This window comes from Erwinia sp. TECH1, assembly GCF_054057575.1.
The window spans coordinates 356065-378264 of the sequence record NZ_JBSRZK010000001.1 but is presented as its reverse complement, the minus strand read 5'-3'; the positions used below and the strand labels follow the sequence as shown (position 1 = coordinate 378264).

17 protein-coding genes and 2 pseudogenes are annotated in these 22200 nt (G+C 57.9%); 9 read left to right on the top strand and 10 right to left on the bottom strand.

All coding sequences use genetic code 11. The features are described from left to right. The first annotated feature begins 31 nt into the window (after positions 1-31). A complete protein-coding gene (locus ACVWZ0_RS01640; protein ID WP_253456434.1) occupies positions 32-1471 on the top strand; it encodes an alpha/beta hydrolase in 1440 nt (479 codons plus the stop codon). On the opposite strand, the gene ACVWZ0_RS01635 is transcribed toward ACVWZ0_RS01640, so the two are convergent. The 3 genes from ACVWZ0_RS01635 to ACVWZ0_RS01625 are packed head-to-tail and all read right to left on the bottom strand — an operon-like array spanning position 1459 to position 6733. After that, entirely contained in the window at positions 1459-2508 is a 1050-nt protein-coding gene (locus tag ACVWZ0_RS01635; RefSeq protein ID WP_253456437.1) for an AI-2E family transporter, read from the bottom strand. The genes ACVWZ0_RS01640 and ACVWZ0_RS01635 overlap by 13 nt on opposite strands. Further along, positions 2508-5624 (bottom strand): efflux RND transporter permease subunit, encoded by a 3117-nt coding sequence (locus ACVWZ0_RS01630; protein WP_253456440.1) that lies wholly within the window; start codon positions 5622-5624, stop codon positions 2508-2510. The genes ACVWZ0_RS01635 and ACVWZ0_RS01630 overlap by 1 nt, the downstream gene beginning before the upstream one ends. 8 nt (positions 5625-5632) lie before the next feature. Further along, positions 5633-6733 carry an efflux RND transporter periplasmic adaptor subunit gene (locus tag ACVWZ0_RS01625; protein WP_253456444.1) on the bottom strand — a complete coding sequence of 367 codons (1101 nt, stop codon included), beginning with the start codon at positions 6731-6733 and terminating at the stop codon, positions 5633-5635. A gap of 442 nt (positions 6734-7175) precedes the next feature. On the opposite strand from ACVWZ0_RS01625, the gene ACVWZ0_RS01620 reads away from it, so the two are divergent. Further along, entirely contained in the window at positions 7176-8504 is a 1329-nt protein-coding gene (locus tag ACVWZ0_RS01620; RefSeq protein ID WP_253456447.1) for an MFS transporter, read from the top strand. A gap of 72 nt (positions 8505-8576) precedes the next feature. Here the strand turns inward: ACVWZ0_RS01620 and ACVWZ0_RS01615 are convergent, their stop codons facing one another. After that, positions 8577-10640, bottom strand: coding sequence for an AsmA family protein (locus ACVWZ0_RS01615; protein WP_253456449.1), 2064 nt, complete (start codon positions 10638-10640; stop codon positions 8577-8579). 60 nt (positions 10641-10700) lie between these two features. Further along, positions 10701-11474 (bottom strand): cyclic-guanylate-specific phosphodiesterase, encoded by a 774-nt coding sequence (gene pdeH, locus ACVWZ0_RS01610; RefSeq protein WP_125289307.1) that lies wholly within the window; start codon positions 11472-11474, stop codon positions 10701-10703. On the opposite strand from pdeH, the gene ACVWZ0_RS01605 reads away from it, so the two are divergent. The 5 genes and pseudogenes from ACVWZ0_RS01605 (at position 11451) to ACVWZ0_RS01585 (ending at position 14867) form a co-directional block, all read left to right on the top strand. Next, positions 11451-11684, top strand: a complete 234-nt coding sequence (locus ACVWZ0_RS01605) for a hypothetical protein (RefSeq protein WP_253456452.1) — start codon at positions 11451-11453, stop codon at positions 11682-11684. The genes pdeH and ACVWZ0_RS01605 overlap by 24 nt on opposite strands. After that, positions 11681-12617: pseudogene (gene kdgK, locus ACVWZ0_RS01600) on the top strand (2-dehydro-3-deoxygluconokinase). Before ACVWZ0_RS01605 ends, kdgK begins: the two are co-directional and overlap by 4 nt. Positions 12618-12678: 61 nt before the next feature. Beyond that, a pseudogene (locus ACVWZ0_RS01595) lies at positions 12679-12930 on the top strand (tlde1 domain-containing protein); the annotation flags it as partial. A gap of 100 nt (positions 12931-13030) precedes the next feature. Then, positions 13031-13363: a hypothetical protein gene (locus tag ACVWZ0_RS01590; protein WP_253456457.1), complete on the top strand. Its 333-nt coding sequence runs from the start codon at positions 13031-13033 to the stop codon at positions 13361-13363. 628 nt (positions 13364-13991) lie between these two features. Then, positions 13992-14867 carry an alpha/beta hydrolase gene (locus tag ACVWZ0_RS01585; RefSeq protein WP_253456460.1) on the top strand — a complete coding sequence of 292 codons (876 nt, stop codon included), beginning with the start codon at positions 13992-13994 and terminating at the stop codon, positions 14865-14867. A 243-nt stretch (positions 14868-15110) separates the two neighbouring features. Here ACVWZ0_RS01585 and ACVWZ0_RS01580 read toward each other — a convergent pair whose 3' ends face one another. Beyond that, entirely contained in the window at positions 15111-16610 is a 1500-nt protein-coding gene (locus ACVWZ0_RS01580; RefSeq protein ID WP_253456463.1) for a M16 family metallopeptidase, read from the bottom strand. A 227-nt stretch (positions 16611-16837) separates the two neighbouring features. Then, complete coding sequence (locus ACVWZ0_RS01575; RefSeq protein WP_253456466.1) at positions 16838-18124, bottom strand: dicarboxylate/amino acid:cation symporter; 1287 nt, start codon at positions 18122-18124, stop codon at positions 16838-16840. A gap of 371 nt (positions 18125-18495) precedes the next feature. Here ACVWZ0_RS01575 and ACVWZ0_RS01570 point away from each other — a divergent pair, with 371 nt between their 5' ends. Further along, positions 18496-18843 carry a type II toxin-antitoxin system RelE/ParE family toxin gene (locus ACVWZ0_RS01570; protein ID WP_253456469.1) on the top strand — a complete coding sequence of 116 codons (348 nt, stop codon included), beginning with the start codon at positions 18496-18498 and terminating at the stop codon, positions 18841-18843. Then, on the top strand, positions 18836-19150 hold the full coding sequence (locus tag ACVWZ0_RS01565; protein WP_253461162.1) for an addiction module antidote protein: 315 nt from the start codon (positions 18836-18838) through the stop codon (positions 19148-19150). Before ACVWZ0_RS01570 ends, ACVWZ0_RS01565 begins: the two co-directional genes overlap by 8 nt. Positions 19151-19305: 155 nt before the next feature. Here ACVWZ0_RS01565 and ACVWZ0_RS01560 read toward each other — a convergent pair whose 3' ends face one another. The 3 genes from ACVWZ0_RS01560 to hmsP all read right to left on the bottom strand — a co-directional run bounded on the left by ACVWZ0_RS01560 (position 19306) and on the right by hmsP (position 22112). After that, positions 19306-19734, bottom strand: a complete 429-nt coding sequence (locus tag ACVWZ0_RS01560; protein WP_253456472.1) for a type II toxin-antitoxin system VapC family toxin — start codon at positions 19732-19734, stop codon at positions 19306-19308. Further along, the gene (locus ACVWZ0_RS01555) at positions 19731-19985 is read right to left on the bottom strand and encodes a type II toxin-antitoxin system prevent-host-death family antitoxin (protein ID WP_253456475.1); all 255 of its coding nucleotides are present in this window, start codon (positions 19983-19985) and stop codon (positions 19731-19733) included. Before ACVWZ0_RS01555 ends, ACVWZ0_RS01560 begins: the two co-directional genes overlap by 4 nt. A 141-nt stretch (positions 19986-20126) precedes the next feature. Continuing rightward, positions 20127-22112 (bottom strand): biofilm formation regulator HmsP, encoded by a 1986-nt coding sequence (gene hmsP / locus ACVWZ0_RS01550; protein ID WP_253456478.1) that lies wholly within the window; start codon positions 22110-22112, stop codon positions 20127-20129. Positions 22113-22200: the final 88 nt, after the last annotated feature.

Sequence of the window (22200 nt, the reverse complement as noted above, 5' to 3'; positions counted from 1 at the left end):
TTCCTGCGCAAATTTGCCAACGGGAACAGCCATGCTACAACGCACACGATTCTGGATAAGACGCCTGGTGTTACTGGTTGTCCTGCTGGCCTTCCTGCTGCTGGCGCTGCGTGTTGCCGTTACCGAGCGCGGGCCAGCCCTGGAGCCGTGGCATACCTGGCTGCCTGCCGAAATGAGCGACCGTCAGATGGACCGCAGCGACTGGTCCGCCTATTTGCGCAATGAGCAGCAGATCTTTGCCCGGATGAAAATCGACGTCAGACCGTCGGAAGACAGCGCGGATAGCTATAACCGTTATGCGGAGAAAAGCCCGGTTTATCCGGCGCGTTTCGCCACGGACTGGAACCGTTCTTATCAGCTATTGCCGCAGGGAAAGCCTCGCGGTGCGGTGGTGCTTTTGCACGGGCTGACGGATTCGCCCTATAGCCTGCGACATTTCGCCGCAGATTATCAGCAGCATGGTTATGTGGTGGTCGCCATCCGGCTGCCGGGTCACGGCACCGTCCCGGCGGCACTGACCCAAACCGAATGGGAAGACTGGCTGGCGGCCACCAGGCTGGCGGTGCGGGAAGCCCATCGGCGCATTCCGGCGGGCGCGCCGCTGCAAATAATGGGCTTTTCCAACGGCGGCGCGCTGGCGATGAAATATACGCTGGACGCGCTGGAAGATCCCTCGCTGCCCGTGCCGAACCGGCTAATTTTGATTTCGCCGATGATTGGCGTCAGCAGCTATGCGCGCTACGCGGGCCTGGCCGGGTTGCCTTCTCTGCTGCCCGCGTTTGCCCGTTCGGCCTGGCTGAGCATCCTGCCGGAGTTCAATCCCTTTAAATACAACTCCTTTCCGGTAAAAGCGGCGCGGCAGTCGTGGCTGCTGACCAGCGCGCTGCAAAGTCAGCTGCACCGCGATCGCGCCAGCCGTTTGCTGGACAAACTGCCGCCGGTGCTGACCTTCCAGTCGGTGGCCGATGCGACGGTCAGCACGCCCGCCGTGGTGCGCGGCCTCTATAATCTGTTGCCCGCTAACGGCAGCGAGCTGGTGCTTTTCGACGTTAATCGTTCGGTGGCGCTTTCTCCGCTGATGCGTCCCACGGCGCTGCACGCGGCGGATAATCTGCTGCCGGCGACGCCGCGCAATTACGCCGTTACGCTGGTGACCAACGCGGCGCCGACCAGCAACGATGCCGTTGCCCGCACCACGCCCGCGGGCAGCAAGGTGACCACCAGCGTGCCGCTGGGCGTCCGCTATCCGGCGGACGTCTATTCCCTCTCGCACGTGGCGCTGCCCTTTCCGTTCAGCGATTCGCTGTATGGCCGTCAGCCCGACCGGCCGAACGAGTTTGGCGTCAGCTTTGGCGTCCTGACGCCGCGCGGCGAGCGCAGCGTGCTGATGGTCAGCCTGGATATGCTGATGCGCCAGGCCTCCAATCCGTTCTGGTTCTGGATGCAGCAGCGCGTTAATCAGACGCTGTGAGGCCTGCCGTTGCCAGGAGGTCTGCCGTCGCTGAGCAGCAGCGCCAGCCGTTCGCCGCCCGGCGTCTGCTCCAGCGCTATCTTCACCACGATGGTCAGCGGCACGGAGAGCAGCATCCCGACCAGCCCCAGCAGCCAGCCCCAAAAAATCAGCGACAGAAAAACCACCAGCGTGGACAGGCCCAGCCCGCGCCCCATCCAGCGCGGCTCCAGCATATTGCCAATCACCAGATTAATCAGCAGATAGCCGACGGCCACCACCACACTTTCCCAACTGCCATTAAAGATTAAGGCCTGGATCACAGGCGGAACGGCGGCGATAACCGAGCCGATATTGGGGATGTAGTTCAGCGCAAAGGCCAGCACGCTCCACAGCAGCGCAAAGCGCACGCCCATCAGCCACAGCAGCAGCCAGACCACCACGCCGGTCAGCAGGCTGATAGCGGTTTTCAGGATCAGGTAGCGGCTTACGCTGTCGAGCGCCTGCTGGATAGCCGCCATGCCATCGCCGGGTCGGCTGAGGATCCGCCGTAGCTTTCCCGGCAGCAGCGGCGCTTCGAACAGCATAAACACCACCGTCATCAGCAGCAGAAAGATGCCGCTGATGGCGCCGGAAAGCTGCGATACCAGGCGACTGACCAGGTTGATGGCCGCGTTAGGATCGGCCAGCGCCATCGCTTCGCCAAAAGAGAACGGCACGCCAAAACGCGCCATCAGCTGCCGCGTCTCTTCCAGCCAGGCAAGCATCACCAGCCGGTATTGCGGCAGCGTGCGGGCAAAGTCGTTAAGCATTGCCGCCAGCGTGGTCAGCAGCAGAACGCTTGCCAGCACGATAATGCCGATAATCAGCGCAACGGCCAGCAGCCTCGGCAGGCCAATCCGCTGCAACAACATCACCAGCGGATTGAGGATGACCGCCACGAACAGCGCCAGAATAAAGGGCACCACGATATCGGCCCCCGCCCGGATGCCCGCAAAAATAATGACCAACATGCCCAGCATCACAACGGCTTTCAATGCCCTGTCATGGTGGGCCATTAACGCGTTCCCCGGGGCCGTTTGCGCCACTCCCGCAGGCGCTGAATATGCAGCCAGAGCGCGGGAATAAATAAAATGCCAAACAGCGTGGCCGCCAGCATGCCGCTAAAGACCGTGATGCCGATAATCCGGCGGCTGGCCGCGCCCGCGCCGCTGGCCATCACCAGCGGCAGCACGCCGACGATAAAGGAAATGGCGGTCATCATGACCGCACGAAAACGCTGGCTGGCGGCCTGCTTCGCGGCCTGACCGATCGGCACGCCGCTGGCGCGGCGATCGCGGGCAAACTCGACCAGCAGAATGGCGTTTTTGGCGGCCAGGCCCATCAGCAACACCAGCCCAATCTGCGCATAGACATCGTTGGTAAAGCCCATCAGATGCAGGCCGGCTACGGCGCCTGCGGCGGCGAAAACCACCGACAGCATTACCGCCAGCGGCACGCTCCAGCTTTCATACTGCGCCACCATAAACAGCCAGGCGAACAGCACCGCCGCCAGATAGATCAGCACGGCCTGATTGCCGGTTTGCTGCTCCTGATACGACATGCCGCTCCAGCTGTAGTCGTAGCCTTCCGGCAGATGCTGCGCCAGCACCTCGGTCATCGCCTGCATCGCCTGCATCGCCTGCCCTGAGCTGACGCCCTGCGCGCCGCCGCCGCCGATCGCCAGCGCCGGAAACTGGTTGTACTGCATGATGTAAGGTGCGCCGAGCGACGGCTTCAGCGTAACCAGCTGATTCAGCCTGACCTGCGCGCCCGTGTCGCTACGCACGGTCAGCGCCAGCAGCTGCTCACTGTGCTGACGAAAGCGCATCTCATTTTGCACCTGTACCCGAAACTGGCGGCCGTTCCGGGTAAAGTCGCCCGCCTCGCTGCCGCCGAACGCGGTTTGCAATACGGCAACAATTCGACTGACCGGCACCTGCATCAGCGCGGCCCGCTCGCGGTCGATGGTCAGGCTCATTTCCGGCACCGTCGCGCTGAACGTGGTAAATACCCGGCTAAGCTGAGGATGCTGGTTCGCCGCCGTAATCACGGCGTGGGCAGCCTGCGCCAGCGCCTGCGGCGACTGTCCTTCCAGCGCCTGAATACGCAGATCGAAACCGGCAGCGTTGCCCAGACCGCTGACCGGCGGCGGCACGAAAGCCATAATGGTGGCGGCAGGAATGGCGGCCAGCTGCTGCTGAAGCGGCGGCAAAAGCTGCGCGATGGGTGGACGCTCGTGCCACGCTTTCAGCAGCACGATGCCGAAGCCGCTGTCAGGCGAGTTACCGCCGCCCAACAGGCTGAAACCGGTGATTTTGATCACGTCCGCCACCGCCGGATTTTTTTTCACGACCTGGTACATCTGCTCCATCACCTGCTGCGTTCTGGGCAGCGCCGCGCCTTCCGGCAGCTGAACATTGATAAACAGGTAACCCTCATCTTCCTGCGGCAGAAAGCCATCGGGCAGCTGCTGATAGCTCATCCAGGTCACGACGCCTGCCGCCAGGATCACCGCAGCCGTGGTGATGGCGTAGCGATTAATTTTTTGCGTCAGCGCGACATAGCCGTCACGCGTCCGGTTGATAAAACGGTTGAAGCTCGCCAGCGGCCCTGTCGTCGGCACGACGCGCCGCCGCAGCAGACAGGCGCAAAGCGCGGGCGTCAGCGTCAGCGCGCAAACGCTGGACAGCACCATCGACGCTGACAGCGTGACGGCGAACTGCCGATAAAGTTCGCCCACGATGCCGGGCAGCACGGCAGTCGGCACAAACACCGCCAGCAGCACCAGCGTGGTGGCGATAACCGGCCCGGCAATCTGCGCAAGCGCCTTGCGCGTCGCCTCGGCTGGCGACAGCAGCGGCTCCTCCTCCATCAGGCGCTCGACGTTTTCCACCACGACGATGGCGTCGTCCACCACGATGGTCAGCGCCAGGATAATGGCGAACAGGCTCAGCGTGTTGGCCGAGTAGCCTGCCGCCAGCAGCACGGCAAAGGTGCCCAGCAGCGAAACGGGAATGGTCAACGCCACGATAAATGTCGCGCGCAGGCTTTGTAAAAACAGCCAGACCACCACCAGCACCACCACCAGCGTGACAAGCAGCGAAAGCGCGATCTCATGCAGCGTGGCGGTCACGGGCGTAGTGGCGTCAAACTTGATCTGATACGCCATATCCTGTGGGAAAACCCGCGCCTGCTCCGCCATTTCGGCCCGCACCGCTTTCGCCACGCTAAGCGCATTGGCGGCCGGAGCGGGATAGACCATCAGAAAAACGCCCGGCGTATTGTTCAGCGCGGCGTTAATCTGATAATTCTGCGCGCCCAGCTCGGTGCTGGCGATATCGCCAATACGCACCATGCCGCCGCGTGCGTTGCTGCGCAGCACAATCTGCGCAAAGGCTTCCGGCGTCAGCAGCCTGCCCTGGCCGCTGACGGTCAGTACGGTTTGCTGGGTCGCAGGCGTTGGCGCGGCGCCAATTTGCCCGGCGGCGGCCTGCACGTTTTGCTGCCTTAGTGCCTGCATCACGTCATCGGTCGTGATGTTTAGCGCCTCCATGCGGTGCGGATCGAGCCAGATACGCATACTGTAATCGCGCGCGCCAAAGACCTGCACGTCGCCTACGCCATGGATACGCGCCAGCGCGTCGCGCAGACGCACCGAGGCGTAGTTGCTGAGAGAGAGCGCATCAAGCCTGTTGCCCGGCGACAGCACGCTGATGCTCATCAGAATATTGCTGGCCCGTTTCCGCACGGCGATGCCGTTTTGATTGACCTCAGCAGGCAGGCGGGCGCTGATTTGCGACAGCCGATTCTGCACTTCCACCGCCGCCATATCGGGGTCGGTGCCGCTGGCGAAGGTAATGCTCAGCTGATAGCTGCCGTTATTGCTGCTGGTGGACTCCATGTAAAGCATATTGCTGACGCCGTTGAGCTGCGCCTCGACCGGCCCGCCCACCGCTTCGGCCACGTCGCGGGCGCTGGCGCCGGGATAGATCGCCGACACGCTAATCACAGGCGGCGTGATCTGCGGAAACTGTTCAACCGGGATCGCTTGCAATGCCATCGCGCCGGTCAGCGTGATAATCAGCGCAATCACCATGGCGAATTTAGGCCGCCTGATAAAAAAGTTCAGCATAGGCTTCCTTATAACGCTTCGCTGGCGGCGACCTGCATACCCGGCCTGACGCGCTGCGTGCCCGCAACGATAACCCGATCGCCTGCGGCAAGGCCGGCGGTGATGATATAGCGCTGTCCAATCTGCGCGCCGACTTCAACAGGGACTTGCTCTACGTGCTGCTGCCGATCCACCCGAAACACGAAGTAGCCGCCGCTGTCCTGCTGTAGCGCCGGCGCGGGCAGCAACAGCCGTTCCTGCGCCGGCGGCTGAAGCTGCACCTCCACCATGCCGCCCGGCAGCAGCAGGTGTTGCGGATTGGCGAAGGCCAGGCTTACGGCCACGGTGCCGGTTTGGTTATCAATATGATTATCCAGCGCAAAGAAACGGCCGCTGTAAGGGTAAGCAGCGCCATTGGCCAGCTGAATGCGGGCCGTTATCGCCTCATTCGCCTGCTGCATATCGCCCTTCAGCGTTTTCTGCCAGTCGGCCAGATAGTCGCGCTCGTTGATGGCTATCACCACGTGCACGGGATCGAGCTGCTTCAGCCTGACCAGCGCGCCGCGGGCAGGATTAACCAATGCGCCTTCGTGAATAGCGCTGTGGCCTGCGCGTCCGCTAATCGGCGCGGCGATGCGGGTGAAAGCCACGTTCAGCCGCTGGGTCTGTAAAAGCGCTTCGGCCTCTTTCCGCGCGGCGCGCGCCCTGTCGCGCTCGGCCAGGGCGTTATCCAGCTCGGACTGACTGACCGCCGTCCCCACGCCCAGCCGCTGCAGACGCGCAAGGTGCAGCTGTGCTTGCCGGGCCTGCGCCGCCGCCTGATTGACCTGTGCCTGGCTGCGCGCCAGCGCGGCGTGATGCTCTGCCGGATCGAGATCAAACAGCGGCTGCCCTTCGCGGATATTTTCACCGTTTTTGAAATAGCGTTTGACGATAACGCCTTCGGTTCTCGCCATCACGTCAACCTGCCGGAGCGCCTCAACGCGCCCCAGGTAGCGGCGAGGATGGGCAATTTTTTCGCGGGTAAGCGTGGTCACAGTCACGGCAGGCGGCGGCGCAGCGGTAACCGTAAAGGTAAACAGCAGCAGCGGTAAAAGGCGCGTCAGCGCGCGGGTGGGAGTCAGTGGCATCCGGGCAAAACCTTCCAGAAATTCAGCGGGGAAAAGTGTCAGGAAGTTTATTGACCAGGCCGTCTGACGAGCTGTTTTCGATCAGGAAAAAGCCGAATGACGGCAGAAAAGCGGGGTTGATTTAAGGTTGATTTAACCGGCGCCGACATGCTTTGTAACCGCCCGACGGCGCGTACCCTGAATGCCGCCCTCAGCCGAAAATGCCGCCGGGTGCGCAAAAAGCAGGCTGGCGCAGGCATTTTTACCTGAAGAGATACTTTTTATCGCATCTTTGCTGGTGGATCTTGCCATGAAAAGGGCGTTTCGCCCGGCTATCAGCCAGCGCCGACGCTATCTTACGCACGATCCTCTTTTCCGCGCCTGCACCCCGGCTGGCCACCATTGAACGAACGGGATCCAGTGCGTAAGATTCCTTTTCACGTATTAAAAATAAGAAACAATTATGCAAGCCTCCATCGCACCATCGCTCGACGCCGAACAGGACACCCAGCCCGTCAATTCACGCGGCAAAGTGGTGATCGCTTCGCTGGTCGGCACCGCTATCGAATTTTTCGATTTCTATATTTACGCCACTGCGGCGGTAATCGTTTTCCCGCATATTTTCTTCCCGCAGGGCGATGCCACCGTCGCAACGCTACAGTCGCTGGCAACGTTCGCCATCGCCTTTATTGCGCGCCCCATCGGCTCCGCGCTTTTTGGTCACTTCGGCGACCGCGCGGGCCGTAAAGTCACGCTGGTCGCGTCGCTGCTGACGATGGGCATTTCCACCGTAGTTATCGGCCTGCTGCCGGGCTACGAAACTATCGGCGTCTTTGCGCCGCTGCTGCTGGCGCTGGCGCGTTTTGGACAGGGCCTGGGGCTGGGCGGCGAATGGGGCGGCGCGGCGCTGCTGGCGACCGAAAACGCCCCGGCGAAAAAACGCGCGCTGTACGGCTCCTTTCCGCAGCTTGGCGCGCCCATCGGTTTCTTTTTCGCTAACGGCACTTTCCTGCTGCTCTCGTGGCTGTTAACCGATGAGCAATTTATGCAGTGGGGCTGGCGCGTGCCTTTTATTCTCTCTGCGGTGCTGGTGCTGATCGGGCTGTACGTGCGCGTTTCGCTCAATGAGTCGCCGGTTTTCGCTAAAGTTAAAAAAGAGAAAAAGCAGGTCAAAATCCCTATCGGCACGCTGCTGTCGAAGCATATGAAGGCGACCATTCTGGGCACCTTTATCATGCTGGCGACCTATACGCTGTTCTATATCATGACCGTCTATTCCATGACCTATGGCACCACGCCGGCGCCAAACGGCTTAGGCTTCCCGCGTAATACCATGCTGTGGATGCTGATGCTGGCGGTGATCGGCTTTGGCGTAATGGTGCCGATTGCGGGCCTGCTGGCCGACCGTTTTGGTCGCCGCAAGACGATGATTGTGATTACGCTGATGATTATCGCCTTTGCGCTGATTTTCCCTTCGATGCTGGGTTCCGGCAGCCAGTGGATGGTGATGGCTTTTCTGCTGTGCGGCTTAAGCGTGATGGGGCTGACCTTCGGCCCGATGGGCGCGCTGCTGCCGGAGCTGTTTCCGACCGAGGTGCGTTACACGGGCGCGTCGTTCTCTTACAACCTGTCGTCGATTCTGGGCGCTTCGGTCGCGCCTTATATCGCGACCTGGCTGGCACACAACTACGGCCTGTTCTACGTGGGACTCTACCTGGCGGCGATGGCCTGTCTGACGCTGTTCGCGCTGCTCGCCAGCCGGGAAACCCGCCACGAGTCGCTGTTCGACTAATCCGGCTCGTGATGCTGAACCGGCCCTCGGCAGTTTGGCAAAAAAAAGCCCGGCGCAATCGCCGGGCTTTTTTTATTTCTTTTTCATCTGCTGCAGGACGTTAACGCACTGGTTCTGCTCATTATCGCTGGGCGAAATCAGCGCCAGCAGCGCGGCGGCAGGCGCTACTACCGCCCCCAAAGCTACGGCCGCAGCGCCACGGGCAATCAGCGGCCCGGCTTTTACGCCCGCGTCGGGATTTTTAAAGGTGCCCTTGACGTAAAGCGGCGAACGCAGCGTGACGATACGCATTCCTTTACTCTCTGGATTAATCGAGAGATCCAGCCGTTCGTTAGCAAAGTTCGTGGTACCGGTGATATTGATCACCGCGTTCTCCGTATCGAAGACAAAGAGTTTGGTCGAGGCCACCCCGTTCGCCACATTCAGATCGGCCGCCGCGCAATTGATACGCACTTCGTCATCGCCGAACAGCTTGCCAACCACATAGTTACCTACGTTAAGACCGACGATTTCCATCAGGCCACGGCTGATCACACCGTCATTCATCAACAGTTTTACGCTGCCGTCGCTGGTCGCCAGAATATCGGCAACGGAATTGCCCGTACCGCTCAGCGTGGCGTCACCGTTGATCTGTCCCATGCTGCTTTGCATCGACTCTACGCTGGAAAACAGCTGCTTCAGCTTCAGATTACGCGCGTGAAGATCGGCGCGCGCCCGCATCGGCGAACGGTCGCCTTCCATGCGGATGGTTGAATTAAGGCTGCCGCCCGCCACGCCGAAACGCAGCGGATCCAGCAGCAGATTGCCGTTTTTCAGCACCAGATGCGTATAGAGATCGCTGATGGGCAGGGAATCGCTGTGTTCGATACGCTTGCCGCTAAACTTCACGTCGGCGTCCATTACGTCCCAGTTTTTGGTATCGAATCTGTCGTGCGGCAGCACCCGATCCGCAGGCTGATTAGGTGCCTCGCCTCTTTTCGCCTTCGCCTGCTCGGTTTTATCACTGCCCTTACCGGATTTAACGCCGATCAGCGGCCCCAGATCGGCCATGCGCAGCTGGCGTGATTCCAGCGAGCCTTCCAGTTTAGGGCGCGGCTTCACCTGGCTGTAGGTCAGCGAGCCGTGAATATCGCTGTCGCCGATATGGCCGTTAAAATCGTTGTAATGAAAGACCGGGCCGCCTTTCTGTTGAAAACGGGCAATCAGATGGCCGTCGGTTTCATAAGGAGGCGTATCCGGCAGCAGCACGCCGGTCAGGCCATACAGGTTCGCCAGCGTATCGCCGGAGAAGCGCAGGCGGATATTCAGCCCGCCCAGGTTCATTGGATCCTGCAGGCTGCCCGCCACCTGCACGCGCGTGGTGCCGTTACGCACATCGGCCTGAATGGGGAACGGATTGGTTTTGCTGCGCAGCGAGAGCATGCCGCCGAGTTTACCGTCGCCGGTCAGCTTCTCATCGTTATAGGTCCCGGCCGCTTTCCAGCCGAAAACAAAGTCTGATGCGCCCTTCTGACCCGCTTCATCCTTGCCGCCTGCAATCTGCGCGTAGGGAACGGGCTTGCCCAACGGATTGACCGTCACCTGCACGTCCGCCTTGTTGATGGCGTCACGGTAAGCGATTTTTGCCTGATCGAACAGGATGTTGTCCATGCGGAAAGTCCACGCGGAAGGCTGCGCATCGGACGAGGCGCTGTCGCTGGCGGCCAGGTCAAACGTCCAGTTATTTTTGCCCTTCGCCGTCTGGATCAGACGCGCATCGGGCTGCTCCAGCTTGATCCACGGGATAAAGATTTCTTTATGCAGCAGCGCCAGCGGAGAGAGCGTTGCGTCCACGCGCTGCAAATGCACCATCGTAATATCGTCAATAGCAGGCGGGTTGCCCAGCAGGATATCCTGCGCGTGCACGTGCGGCCACGGCACCCAGCTGCGCCAGCCCGGCTCGTCGCGATTACGCTCCCAGGCCACGCCCAGATCGCCGCGGATGGCGAAAGGACGATTCAGCTCTGTGGAGACTTTCTGGTTGATAGTTGGCTTCAGGCGGTTCCAGTTAAATGTCGCGATAACTACCACTACCACCACAACCAGCAACAAAAAAATCCCGACAATCCAGCTAATTACTTTTCCTGTGCGCGACACTGTTTATCTCCTTGTTCGCTTCGTCTCCTGTAAAGATAGACGAGCAGAGAGAAAACGGTATTACGCCAGCTTTAGCGGCAGCGTTTCCAGCCGATCAAATGGCATAGGGTGCGCGAAATAATAGCCCTGCGCCGCGCAGGCGAACGAGTTCTTTACCTGATGCCACTCCTCCAGCGTCTCGACGCCTTCTACAATCACGCCTTTGCAGTAGCGGTTGATCAGCGCCAGCAGCATATTGAACAGGCTGCGGCCCTCTTCCGATTTTCTCAGCAGGATAAACAGCTCACGTGCCAGCTTGATATAGTCATATTTCAGCTCCGATAGCGCAGAAAAATTCGCCATGCCCGAACCGAAATCGTCCAGCCACAGCGGCCCCAGCTCCGGGATCTGTGCGACCAGCGCTTCCTGCGGCAGCACCTGATGTTCCACCAGTTCAAAACGCACCCACGGACAGCGCGCGATAAGCTGGCGAACCAGCGGATTGTGCTGGACGGCCTGTAGCGTCGGGCCATCAATATTGACCGAGGCCACCATGCCGCCTTCGATAAATTTTGTTTTCCACTTCTCCAGCAGTTCCAGCTGCTCGCGAACAATCAGCATCCGCTCCGTAGCGTCAAGCGCGGCAAAATAGGACTCCGGCGATACTCTCTGGCCCGGCGCGGAAGGATGAAACACCGCAGTGAGCAGCTCAATTGCCATCAGGCTGCCGGTTACCCGGTAGATCGGCTGAAACGTGTAGGTGCGCTGGCATTCTCGCCAGTAAAGACGCTCCTGCTGCTGCTGTTTCACGACAGTTGAGGGAGGAAGCCGGTGTCTGATGTTCTTCAGCACCATATTAAGATCCTTGTTATTTTTGAGGCCGTAATGGGTGGGGCTTCTGCAATCAGTATCGGCATTCGCCTGGATAACTTTATCGCGTTCTTTGCGGCTAAAGCGGCTCGTGAGGCCTGCGCTAAAAAAATAAAACAGCGTTTTAAAATATTGACTGCGGCAGTCAGCACGGCGAAACTGGGGCAAAAAAACGTAGCGAGCGGAATATCATGACCAGGAAAAATATCGCCGTTATCGGCGAATGTATGATTGAGCTGTCCCAAAAAGAACAGGGCCTGAGCCGCGGTTTTGGCGCGCGATACGCTGAATACGGCGGTCTATCTTGCCCGTCAGACCAGCCAGCTGGCCGTCCATTACGTCACCGCGCTGGGCACGGATACGTTCAGTAGCGATATGCTGGCGGCCTGGCAACAGGAAAAAGTGCAGACCGGGCTTGTCCAGCGCATGGAGAACAAACTGCCCGGCCTTTACGTGATAGAAACCGACGCCCACGGCGAGCGGACTTTCTATTACTGGCGCAATGATGCGGCCGCGCGCTTCTGGCTGGAAGGCCCGCGCGCCGAGGAAATTTGTCAGCAGCTGGCGCAGTTCGACTATCTCTATCTGAGCGGCATCAGCCTGGCCATCCTGACGCCAGCGGGTCGCGAAAAGCTGATAACGCTGCTGGCGCGCTGCCGCAGCAACGGCGGCAAGGTTATTTTCGACAACAATTATCGTCCCCGGCTGTGGGCTTCCGTTGCAGAGGCGCAGGCCGCTTACCGGTCAATGCTGGCCGTGACCGACATCGCCTTCCTGACGCTGGACGACGAGCATTTGCTGTGGGGCGAAACCGGCGTGGAAGGCGTCATTGCCAGAACGCATGAAGCCGGGGTGTCAGAGGTCGTTATCAAGCGCGGGGCAGAAGCCTGTCTGGTTTCCGTAGCCGGCGAACCGATTGTGGAAGTGCCTGCGCAGGCGCTTCCCGCCAGCCGTATTGTGGACACCACCGCAGCCGGTGACTCGTTTAGCGCCGGCTATCTGGCGGTACGCCTGAACGGCGGCGACGCGGCAGAGGCAGCAAGAAGAGGCCATTTGACGGCCAGCACGGTGATCCAGCATCGCGGCGCGATTATCCCGCTCTCCGCTATGCCTGATGTACTTGCCTGACGCCTGTTCCCCCGCGCCGCAAAACGCGGCGCGGCGGATTTAACAGGCCGGATGCAGGAACGATATCGCGCTTGAATGCCTTAAGTATAAAGGGCCGCTGCCACGCGGCAGATATCACATTGAACGTCCTGAAGCCGTACATCGTTCTGCAGGAAAATATGTTTTACGCCTCCCCCCCTTGCCGGGGAACAGCATGTGTCACAGGGATGGGTTTCTTATTCAGGATGATAATGGCAAAGGAACTGCATCAACAGGCTGTATTGTCTCACTTATAATCGGCAAAAAATTGCGGACAGCAGGGATCAGGAGCTAATCGTACAATGAGAAATAGTCTCTAACAGCGTTATTTATCTTTACACATGGGTTTGCGGGCGCCAGCCTGCCTTGATATAAACAGGAGCAATGGGATCAGTATGACCGATGCCCTGATTGAAGATTCAGGTATCAAGGAGAGCGATATTCTTTTGCAGCAAACTAAACTGACCCTCGTCAGTGCGAATAAAGTGACGCCTGAGCTGGCAGAGCTTCTGGCCAGGAAAAGCTATAATTCAGAAAGCGAGCACTTTACCCCGATTGAAAAATACAAGGAAATTTTTCTGCAGAGCAATGCTCAGAATATTATTGTCCAGTATGATTATATTAATCATAACAATAAACACAACATCACTTTAGCGTCACTTCTGATCGATGACGACGAATGCTCCGTGAAGTTTAACGGCTATATTATAGTAAAACGTGAGCTTTAACTGATCACAGCCAGCATCCGCCGGGGAAAAAGCTACACCCTATTATTTCAATTTCGCTCGCTAAACTTTAGCGTTATATTCACGCCTGCATAAGAACGAAATTAACCTCTGGGAATCGGGTGCTGTAGCTCCCTTTAACGCGCTGAGGCAACAGGCAGCAAAGAAGCAAACGGGTAACAGGCAACAGCAACAGCAACAGCAACAGCAACAGGTAACAGGTAACAGGTAACAGGTAACAGGCAGCAAGCACCAAACTAACAAATTACACAGCAGCTGTTTGCGCCTAACGGGCAAATTTAATGATATTTACCCTAAATTTTCCATCTTACCTAAGCCAAATAAAAAGTGGATTATCCAGAAAGCGATGCCAGGTAGCTTTTAAAAACTTAACGGTAATTATTTCCTCTCAATAAAAAACAAACTTCCAGCACTTAATACTACTTATTTCTGCTGTCTTATCGCGACCAGAATACCTGCTAAACTTCCTGGATAAATTCTGAAATAGATGAAATTAAGCGCTGAATAGTGGACGGCTTAGCCCAAAATCGGTGATGCTGAATTTATTACCATAAGGTATTTGAATTTTTAGCTTCGCCTGTATGACCAATAAGGCGGAGCGGGAGCGTTTATGAAAGCCGACATTATCACTATCTGGCCCCACGGCGATGCGCCAGGCGCCAGCGATTCACGCGTTAGCCCACAGATTGTGGATATGGCTAAAGAATATGAGCCTTTCGATCGTGCTGCTTCGGGCGTGCGTTGCCCGGAGCTGGCGTTCTGGTATCCCGAAACCTCCAACGGCGTAACGCTGCTGGTTGCGCCAGGCGGTGGTTTCGAGCGCATTATGATCGACAGAGAGGGCAGCGCGCTGGCGATGTTCTTTACCTCTATGGGCTATACGCTGGCGGTGATGACCTACCGTTTTCCGCAGGACGGCCACCATGAAGCGGCCGAAGCGCCGTTAGCAGACGCCCAGCGCGCCGTGCGCGTCTTGCGCCATCGCGCAGCGCGCGGCCTGAACGGCAAACGGATAGTGATGATGGGTTTTTCAGCCGGAGGCTATGTCGCGGCCAGCGTCGGCACGCGCTTTGACGAAAAGCTTTATCCTGTGCAGGATATCGCCGATTCACTGGCCGCCAGGCCCGATGCGCTGGTGCTGCTCTATCCGGTGATCAGTATGCGTGAAGGACTGGCGCACGCCGGTTCACGGCAGCAATTGCTGGGCGACTGCCCGACCCAGCGCGAAATCGAAGCCTACTCTCTGGAAACCCGCGTAACGGCGCAAACGCCGCAAACGCTGCTGATCCATGCCGTTAATGACGAATCGGTGCCGATTAATAACAGTATGGTGATGTTCAGCGCGCTGCGTGAGCACGGCGTGCCCAGCGAACTGCATTTCTATGAGAAAGGCGGTCACGGCTTCGGCATCCGCAACGTGGCGGATCTGCCGCTTGCCAGCTGGCCGATGCTGGTGAATGAGTGGCTGCGCGCGCGCAAGTGGTAGCGCGCGACCGCGGATAAGAGCGAATCTGGTCTACGCTACGCAGCCTTAATTAAGCGACTGCGCCGGGATTGCCAATCAGGCTTATGCAGCCTGACTGAAAGCGCCTGCGACGAGTGCTAATCTGGCCGCAGCCTGGATGAAAGCGCCTGCGACGAGTGCTAATCTGGCCGCAGCCTGACTGAAATCGCCTGCGGCCGATTGAGCTAAGCCGCAGGACGAAAAAAGAACGGCGCCCCGGGTCGATTAATTCTGCGTGGCGGGGATATCCGACACTTCAGGCCGGGTCTCGTCCACCGCTGACGGAGCGGCTTCAGCGGCAGGCGCAGGCTGCATAATTTTCTGCCAGCCGTCGTAAAGCGCCTGCACGTTGGTTTCCGCCTCGCCCTGCGGCTGCATCAGCAGCATGGTCAGCGGCTGCGAAAGCTGTTGGCGCAGCTCCTGGTTCATCATCTGCAGCGTCAGCTCTGACAGGAACTTCTGCCGCAGCTTCTGGTACTGCTCAGGGGCGATATCCACCACCGCATTCTGCTGCGAGCGCAGGCGCTGGCTCATCAGCACGTCCGTATTGGTGCGCGCGTAGGTCGCAAACAGCTTGTTCAGCTCGACGGTTTTCTGCGCCATCAGCGCGTCGAACTCTTCCTGCGGCAGACCGTTATCGCGAATATTCGCCATCTCATGCGCGATCAGGTTCAGATTAGGGGCCAGCGTGTTGTTGTCCGCGTCCAGATTAATCCCGCACTGAGCGCGCTGATAAAGTACCCGACAGTCAAAGCCGACCTGCACTTTCTGCGCTTTATTGTCGCTCAGTACGCGCTGTACGTGCCAGAAAAGCGCCTCGCGCGCCAGATCGCTCTGCCAGTAACGCTGTAGATTTTGCGAATCGCGGATCGGCTGCCACGGGTTATCCCACACCAGCGACAGGCGATCCTGGTTCAGTTTAGCGTTGACCAGATTGACAGGCTCCTGCGGCAGGGAAGAGAGCGTCGGCACCGGCGCGGGCGTCTCACGTTTGCCCTGTAGCGGCGCAAAAGTGCGGTTAATCTGTTCCACCAGGCCACGGCTTTCCACGTTGCCGACCACGAACAGCGTCATGGCGTCCGGCGTATACCATTGTTTGTAGAAAGCGTTCAGCTTTGCCATATCCACCGGCGTGCTGACCGGCGAAGCGGGATCGTGGCCTAACAGCGCGGAGCCTTTCAGCCGGTAGCGCCACCAGGGATCCTGCGGGTCGGCAGGCCAGGTAGCGATAGGATCGTCGGCGTTCAGCGCGGTATTAACGGTCTGCTCGTTGACCGTCATATCGCTGACCGTAGCCGCCAGCCAGTTCATCGCTTCTTTCAGCACTTCAGGGCGGTTGTTAGGCAGGCTAAGCGAATAAAGCGTGAAGTCATACGAGGTCACTGCGGGCGGCTGAGGGCGATCCGGATTCATGCTTTGCTGCCACAGCGAGCGCTGCTGCGCGGTGTCCAGCCTGGCGTTATGCACCAGCGCCAGGCGCGGCAGCAGATGACTGTAGCCTGCCTGCTGGGTGCTTTCCACCAGCGACCCGGCATCAACCATCAGGCGGACTTCCACGCGGTCGCTGGGACGCTGCGGCGTGGTCAGCACCTGCCAACGAAAACCGTTCTCCAGTTTTCCCTGCTGCCAGGCGGGATCGGGTTGAAGAGTTTCAGCCTGCACCGAACTGCTGGCGAAGGCCAGCGCTATCCCACCCACTAAAAGACGAATTGTGGTGCCCTGCATGTGAACCCCTACTCAATCACAAACCAATAAAATCGCTGGTGGCCTACGGCTATCGGTGGAAAGGATAACTCAGGGAAGCCGACGAATAGCTTCTTAGACCACGCGACGGCGGGGATGTCCCACCGCAAAGTGAAAAATAGTCAAACAATGGGGGTTATTATGCAAATGCCCGACGTGAGGGCAAGTCACGTCGGGCATTTCGGCGGGATATTTATGTTATTAACTGCTTACAGGCGGGTTTCCGACAGTTTTTTCGACTTTTTCGGTGCGTTAAGCGTCGCTTTCAGCTGTTTTTCATCCAGCTGGTCAACCCACTTCGCGACCACCACCGTTGCCACGCCGTTGCCGATAAGGTTGGTCAGCGCACGCGCTTCAGACATAAAGCGGTCGATGCCCAGAATCAGCGCCAGGCCCGCGACCGGCAGATGACCGACGGCGGAAAGCGTGGCGGCCAGCACGATAAAGCCGCTGCCCGTCACGCCAGCCGCGCCTTTTGAAGAGAGCAGCAGCACCACCAGCAGCGTGATTTGGTGGACAATATCCATATGCGCGTTGGTCGCCTGAGCGATAAACACGGCGGCCATCGTCAGGTAAATTGAGGTGCCGTCCAGGTTAAAGGAGTAGCCCGTTGGGATCACCAGGCCCACCACCGATTTTTTGCAGCCCAGCTTTTCCATCTTATCCAGCATCCGCGGCAGCGCAGATTCGGAAGAGGAGGTACCCAGCACGATCAGCAGTTCTTCTTTGATATAGGCGATAAACTTAAAGATGTTGAAGCCGGTCACGCGTGCGATCAGGCCCAGCACGATCACCACAAACAGCACGCAGGTAATATAGAAACAGATAATCAGCTGGCCGAGCTGCACCAGCGATCCCACGCCATATTTACCGATAGTAAAGGCCATTGCCCCGAAGGCACCGATCGGCGCAAGGCGCATAATCATATTGATAATGCCAAAAATAACCTTCGAGAAGCTGTCGATAAAGTTAAAGACCAGCGTGCCTTTGTCGCCCATGCGGTGCAGCGCAAAACCAAACAGAATGGCGAACAGCAGCACCTGCAGAATATTGCCGCTGGCGAAAGCGCCGATAACGCTGCCGGGGATAATATCCAGTAAAAAGGCCACGATGCCCTGCTGTTCCGCCTGCTGCGCATAAACGGCGACGGCTTTGGCATCCAGCGTGGCGGGATCGACGTTCATCCCTGCGCCCGGTTGCAGCACGTTCACCACGATCAGGCCGATAATCAGCGCGATGGTGCTGACCACTTCAAAATAAAGCAGCGCGACCGCACCCGTACGGCCGACGGCTTTCATGCTTTCCATCCCGGCGATCCCTGTCACCACGGTACAGAAAATCACCGGCGCGATAATCATCTTGATCAGCTTAACGAAAGCGTCGCCCAGCGGCTTCATCTGCGCGCCCAGCTCCGGATAAAAATGCCCCAGCAGTACGCCGACGGCGATGGCGGTTAGCACTTGAAAATAAAGGCTTTTAAACAGGGAAGTTTTCATAAAATATCCGTTAACGGCCTGGATGGCGGGTGACGTGGCTATGGTTATTTTGACAACAGGCCAAAAATAACACTGCGTTAACTGGATTGATATAATCTGATAAACATTGCGCGAACGGAGACGTGATTTTAAGAGCTGAATCACTTCAGCAGCGGTGAAATGGGGTTTCAGCCAGGCTGGTTTTCTCAAAAAAAGCACTGTACATGAAATAATAATGTATCCATTCAGTCGTTCCTTAACGCTGCTGCAACGAAGATAGTGAACCCTGCAGATACGCCATTCAGGGCAAGAAATTTTATTAAACACCTTGCTCACCTGTCTTATATAAAAGACAATTAACACACAAGGGAAAGCGTGGAGGATGCCAGGAGATGGCATATAAGATTAGTCGTTATCAGGACAGGAAAGGCAATGTTCCTTTTGCAACATGGATGACGACGCTACGTAAAAAACAGCGGGAAGCGGCCGCCAGGATCGATAATCAGATCGATCGCACCGCTGCCGGGAATTTTGGTGACCATAAATTCGTGCGCGATGGGGTTTGGGAAATGCGCATTAACCACGGGCCGGGTTATCGTGTTTATTACGCTATAGAAGGAAAAACCGTCATTCTTCTTTTTTACGGTGGCGATAAAAACAGCCAACCTGCTGATATCGCTAAAGCCATTTCTTATTTACACGATTACAATGCGAGGAAAGATTGTGACAACCATTCATAAAACAGCTAAAAACTTTCCGCCTACGGTCGATCATGATGCCGCAACGATTGCAGAGCTGAAAGCCGATCCGACTTACGCCGAAACCTACCTACAAATTGCGCTGGAAAATATTTATGAGGATGGCGGTATCGCTGCCTTTTTAACGGCGTTACGCCGCGTGGTAGAAGCTCGCGGAGGGATTAGCGAGATCGCGAAAAGATCAGGGCTTTCTCGCCAGCAGCTTTACAAAACGCTGTCGGCAACCGGAAACCCGACCCTGACCACGCTGACAGCAATCACCCGCGCTGCGGGCGTCAGGCTCAGCTAGTCCCGCAACAGATTGAGCAACCTGCGGCCCTTAAAAATAGAGGCGCTCGAACTCCGCGATCGGTAACGATTTAAACTGACTCAGCCTATGCCGAGATCATTCAGCAGTGAATACCGGCATAAAAGTACGTGAGGGCTTTGTTAAAACCTGAGTGACTATTTTTGCCAGCACCAGGGGTTAAGCAGCATCACGCCCAGCCCGGCAAAGTCTTTAACGTTACGGGTGACGAGCATCATATTGTGGCAGTAAGCGATAGCGGCAATCATGGCATCATTGGCAGGACGTCGGTCGGGTATATGTAGCCCCGCGCAATAAACGGCGGCTGCCGTGTCAAAAGGCAAAATACGATCTTTAAATTCCGGCATCACCAGGCGTGTAAACCAGCCGCGCAATATCTTTTCCTGGCGAGGATCTTTACGGGCAAGATTAAGAATGCCCTTTTCAATTTCCATCACGGTAATAGCCGAGATAAACATATCTCCTGCATCGACAGTGTCAGTCCAACACGCCACCGCAGGATCTATTTTTGGCGTCCGTGCCTTACGAAGCTCAGAAACCACATTGGTATCAAGCAAATATCTCATGAGAAATCCACGTCCCTGAATACGATATTTTCACGTTCTGGCTCGAAGTCCATCTCCGCCGCCTCAGGCATGGCAAGCGCATCCTGAATATTACGGCTTGAGCCGGTCAATCTTTTATAGTCTTCAAAAGTCAGCAGTACGTGGGCAGGCTTACCGCGATCCGTAATGTAAACCGGCCCGGCTTCTGCGGCCCGTCTGGCGGCCGAAACGGCCTGATTGAACGCCCGGCTGGACATTGTGGTGACAGACATATTGCCTCCCATCGGCGGATGATGTAGAAACGTAACTACATTTTACGCCTGGCGTGCAATATTTCAACCATCGACTTTTGCTTCCGCCAGGCCGGGATCAAAGGCGTGCCGGTTGTTTCTTTCAGTCACAAAAGCCCGCCCTTAAAAATAGAGGCGCTCGAACTCCGCGATGGGTAACGCGCCAGCGTAGAGATAGCCCTGCCCGATATGAATGCCGCGCGCCAGCAGCCAGTCGCGCTGCTCAACGGTTTCCACGCCTTCGGCAATTACTTCCAGCTGCATGATCTCTGCGATAGCCGCCACGATACGCACCATGGCGTTCTCTTCCGGCAGCGGGCTGACGAAGCTGCGATCCATCTTCAGCTTGCTGACCGGCAGCGACTTAAACTGGCTCAGCCAGTTTAAATTGGCGTAGCCCATGCCAAAATCGTCCAGCGCGACAGCGACGCCCGCCTGCTGCAAATCGTTCAGCAGCCGCAGCGCCAACGCTGGTTCACCGACCTGTGCCGTTTCGGTAAGCTCCAGCATCAGGCTGCCTGGCGCAATCTGATACTGTTGGATCAGCGTTTGCAGATGCGCCACCCTGTCCGGTTCGCGCAGCTGCACGGCGGAAATATTCACGCTGAGCGGCAGCGTGATACCGCGTTTTTGCCAGCCAGCCAGCACGCGACAAGCCTCTTCAAATACCCAGCGGCCCAGCGCGTGGATCACGCCGGATTCTTCCGCGCTGACGATCAGGTCTTCCGGCAGGCTCCAGCTGCCGTCCGGCTGACGCATACGCAGCAACACCTCTGCGCCGACCGGCTGGCCGCTGCGCATATCAATCTGCGGCTGCAGGAACAGCGCGAACTGCCCGTCGCTCAGCCCCTGCAAAATATCGTGCTCCTGCGTCAGCCGCTTATGCGCCCGTTCGGTCATGGTGGCATCGAAAAAGAGGATCTGATTTTTCCCTTCAAGGCGCGCCGACATCATGGCCGACGCCGCCCGGCTCAGCAGCTCCGTCGCGCTCAGATGAGCGTCTTCCCGCGTCGCCATACCGATGCTGAGGCTGGGCCGGATCTGCATCTCATGCAGCATAACAGGCTGGGTCAGGCGCAGCAGCAGCAGCCGGGCCATGCGCATGGCGCGGACAGGCGTAGCGCGTTTCATCAGCAGCACAAAATCGCTGTCCGACAGCTGGCCGGTCAGCGTCTGCCCGTCGATGCAGTTGCGAATTTTATCCAGCAGCGTCAGCGTCAGCGCGTCGCGCTGCTCGTCCGCCACCACGCCGTTCGCTTCCTGTAGCGTCTCGATGCGCAGCACCATCAGCGTGAAGCCGTCTTTATCCGCTATTGCGTTGATGTGCTGCTCAAGCAGCGCCAGGAACAGCGTCTGATTGGGCAGATTGGTCAGCGCAACGCGCGTAGTCAAACGACGCATCTCATCGTGCACCGTCTCGATAACTTGCTGATTGTGGTTATAACTGCGGATCAGCATGCCCAGCTCGTCGTCGCGATGGCGGGCGGGCAGCGCCAGCTGATGGCCGATCGCCTCCTGCGGCGGCAGATCGTGCAGCTCGGCGGCGATCCTGCGCAGCGGCCTGACGATCAGTTTATTAATGCACCAGCTGATAGCGACCGACAGGATCAGCGCCAGCAGCAGGTAGGTCGTCACCATGGTGGAGAGCGCGCTGAGGATAAACTGATAAACGCGCCAGGAGTCCGCCTGCAACACCAGCAGCGCCAGCGGCTTGGGGTTGGAAGGCCCCACCGAATAGAGCGGCACCGTGATTTGCACCGGCAGTTCAAAAATGGTGGCGATAAGCTTCGGCACCGGCTTCGTCGGTTCAAAATCGGTGTGCAGCGTCTGTAGCCCGTTGGGCAACACGACTTCGGCGCGCGCCAGAATACCGGCGGGCTTAAGGGAATTAAGAATACGTTCAGCCTGGCCGATATCCGCCTTCAGCACCGACTGCGACAGCGGCTGGCGCACGGTATGCGCGACGTTTTCCATCTGCTGGGCATAGTCAATCCTGCGCTGCTGCACAAAATGGAAAAGTTGAATGACGATAAAAATCAGGATGGTGACCACCGCGACGCCGGATACCGTCGCCATCTGTTTTATCGTTAACGAACGACTAACGCGCAAGCCTGTTCTCCGCAAAGCTGACTGCCGCCAAAGCGGGCGGCAAAAACAGCCCTGAGTATATCCTATGACAGGCGCTTGTTAAGTTATC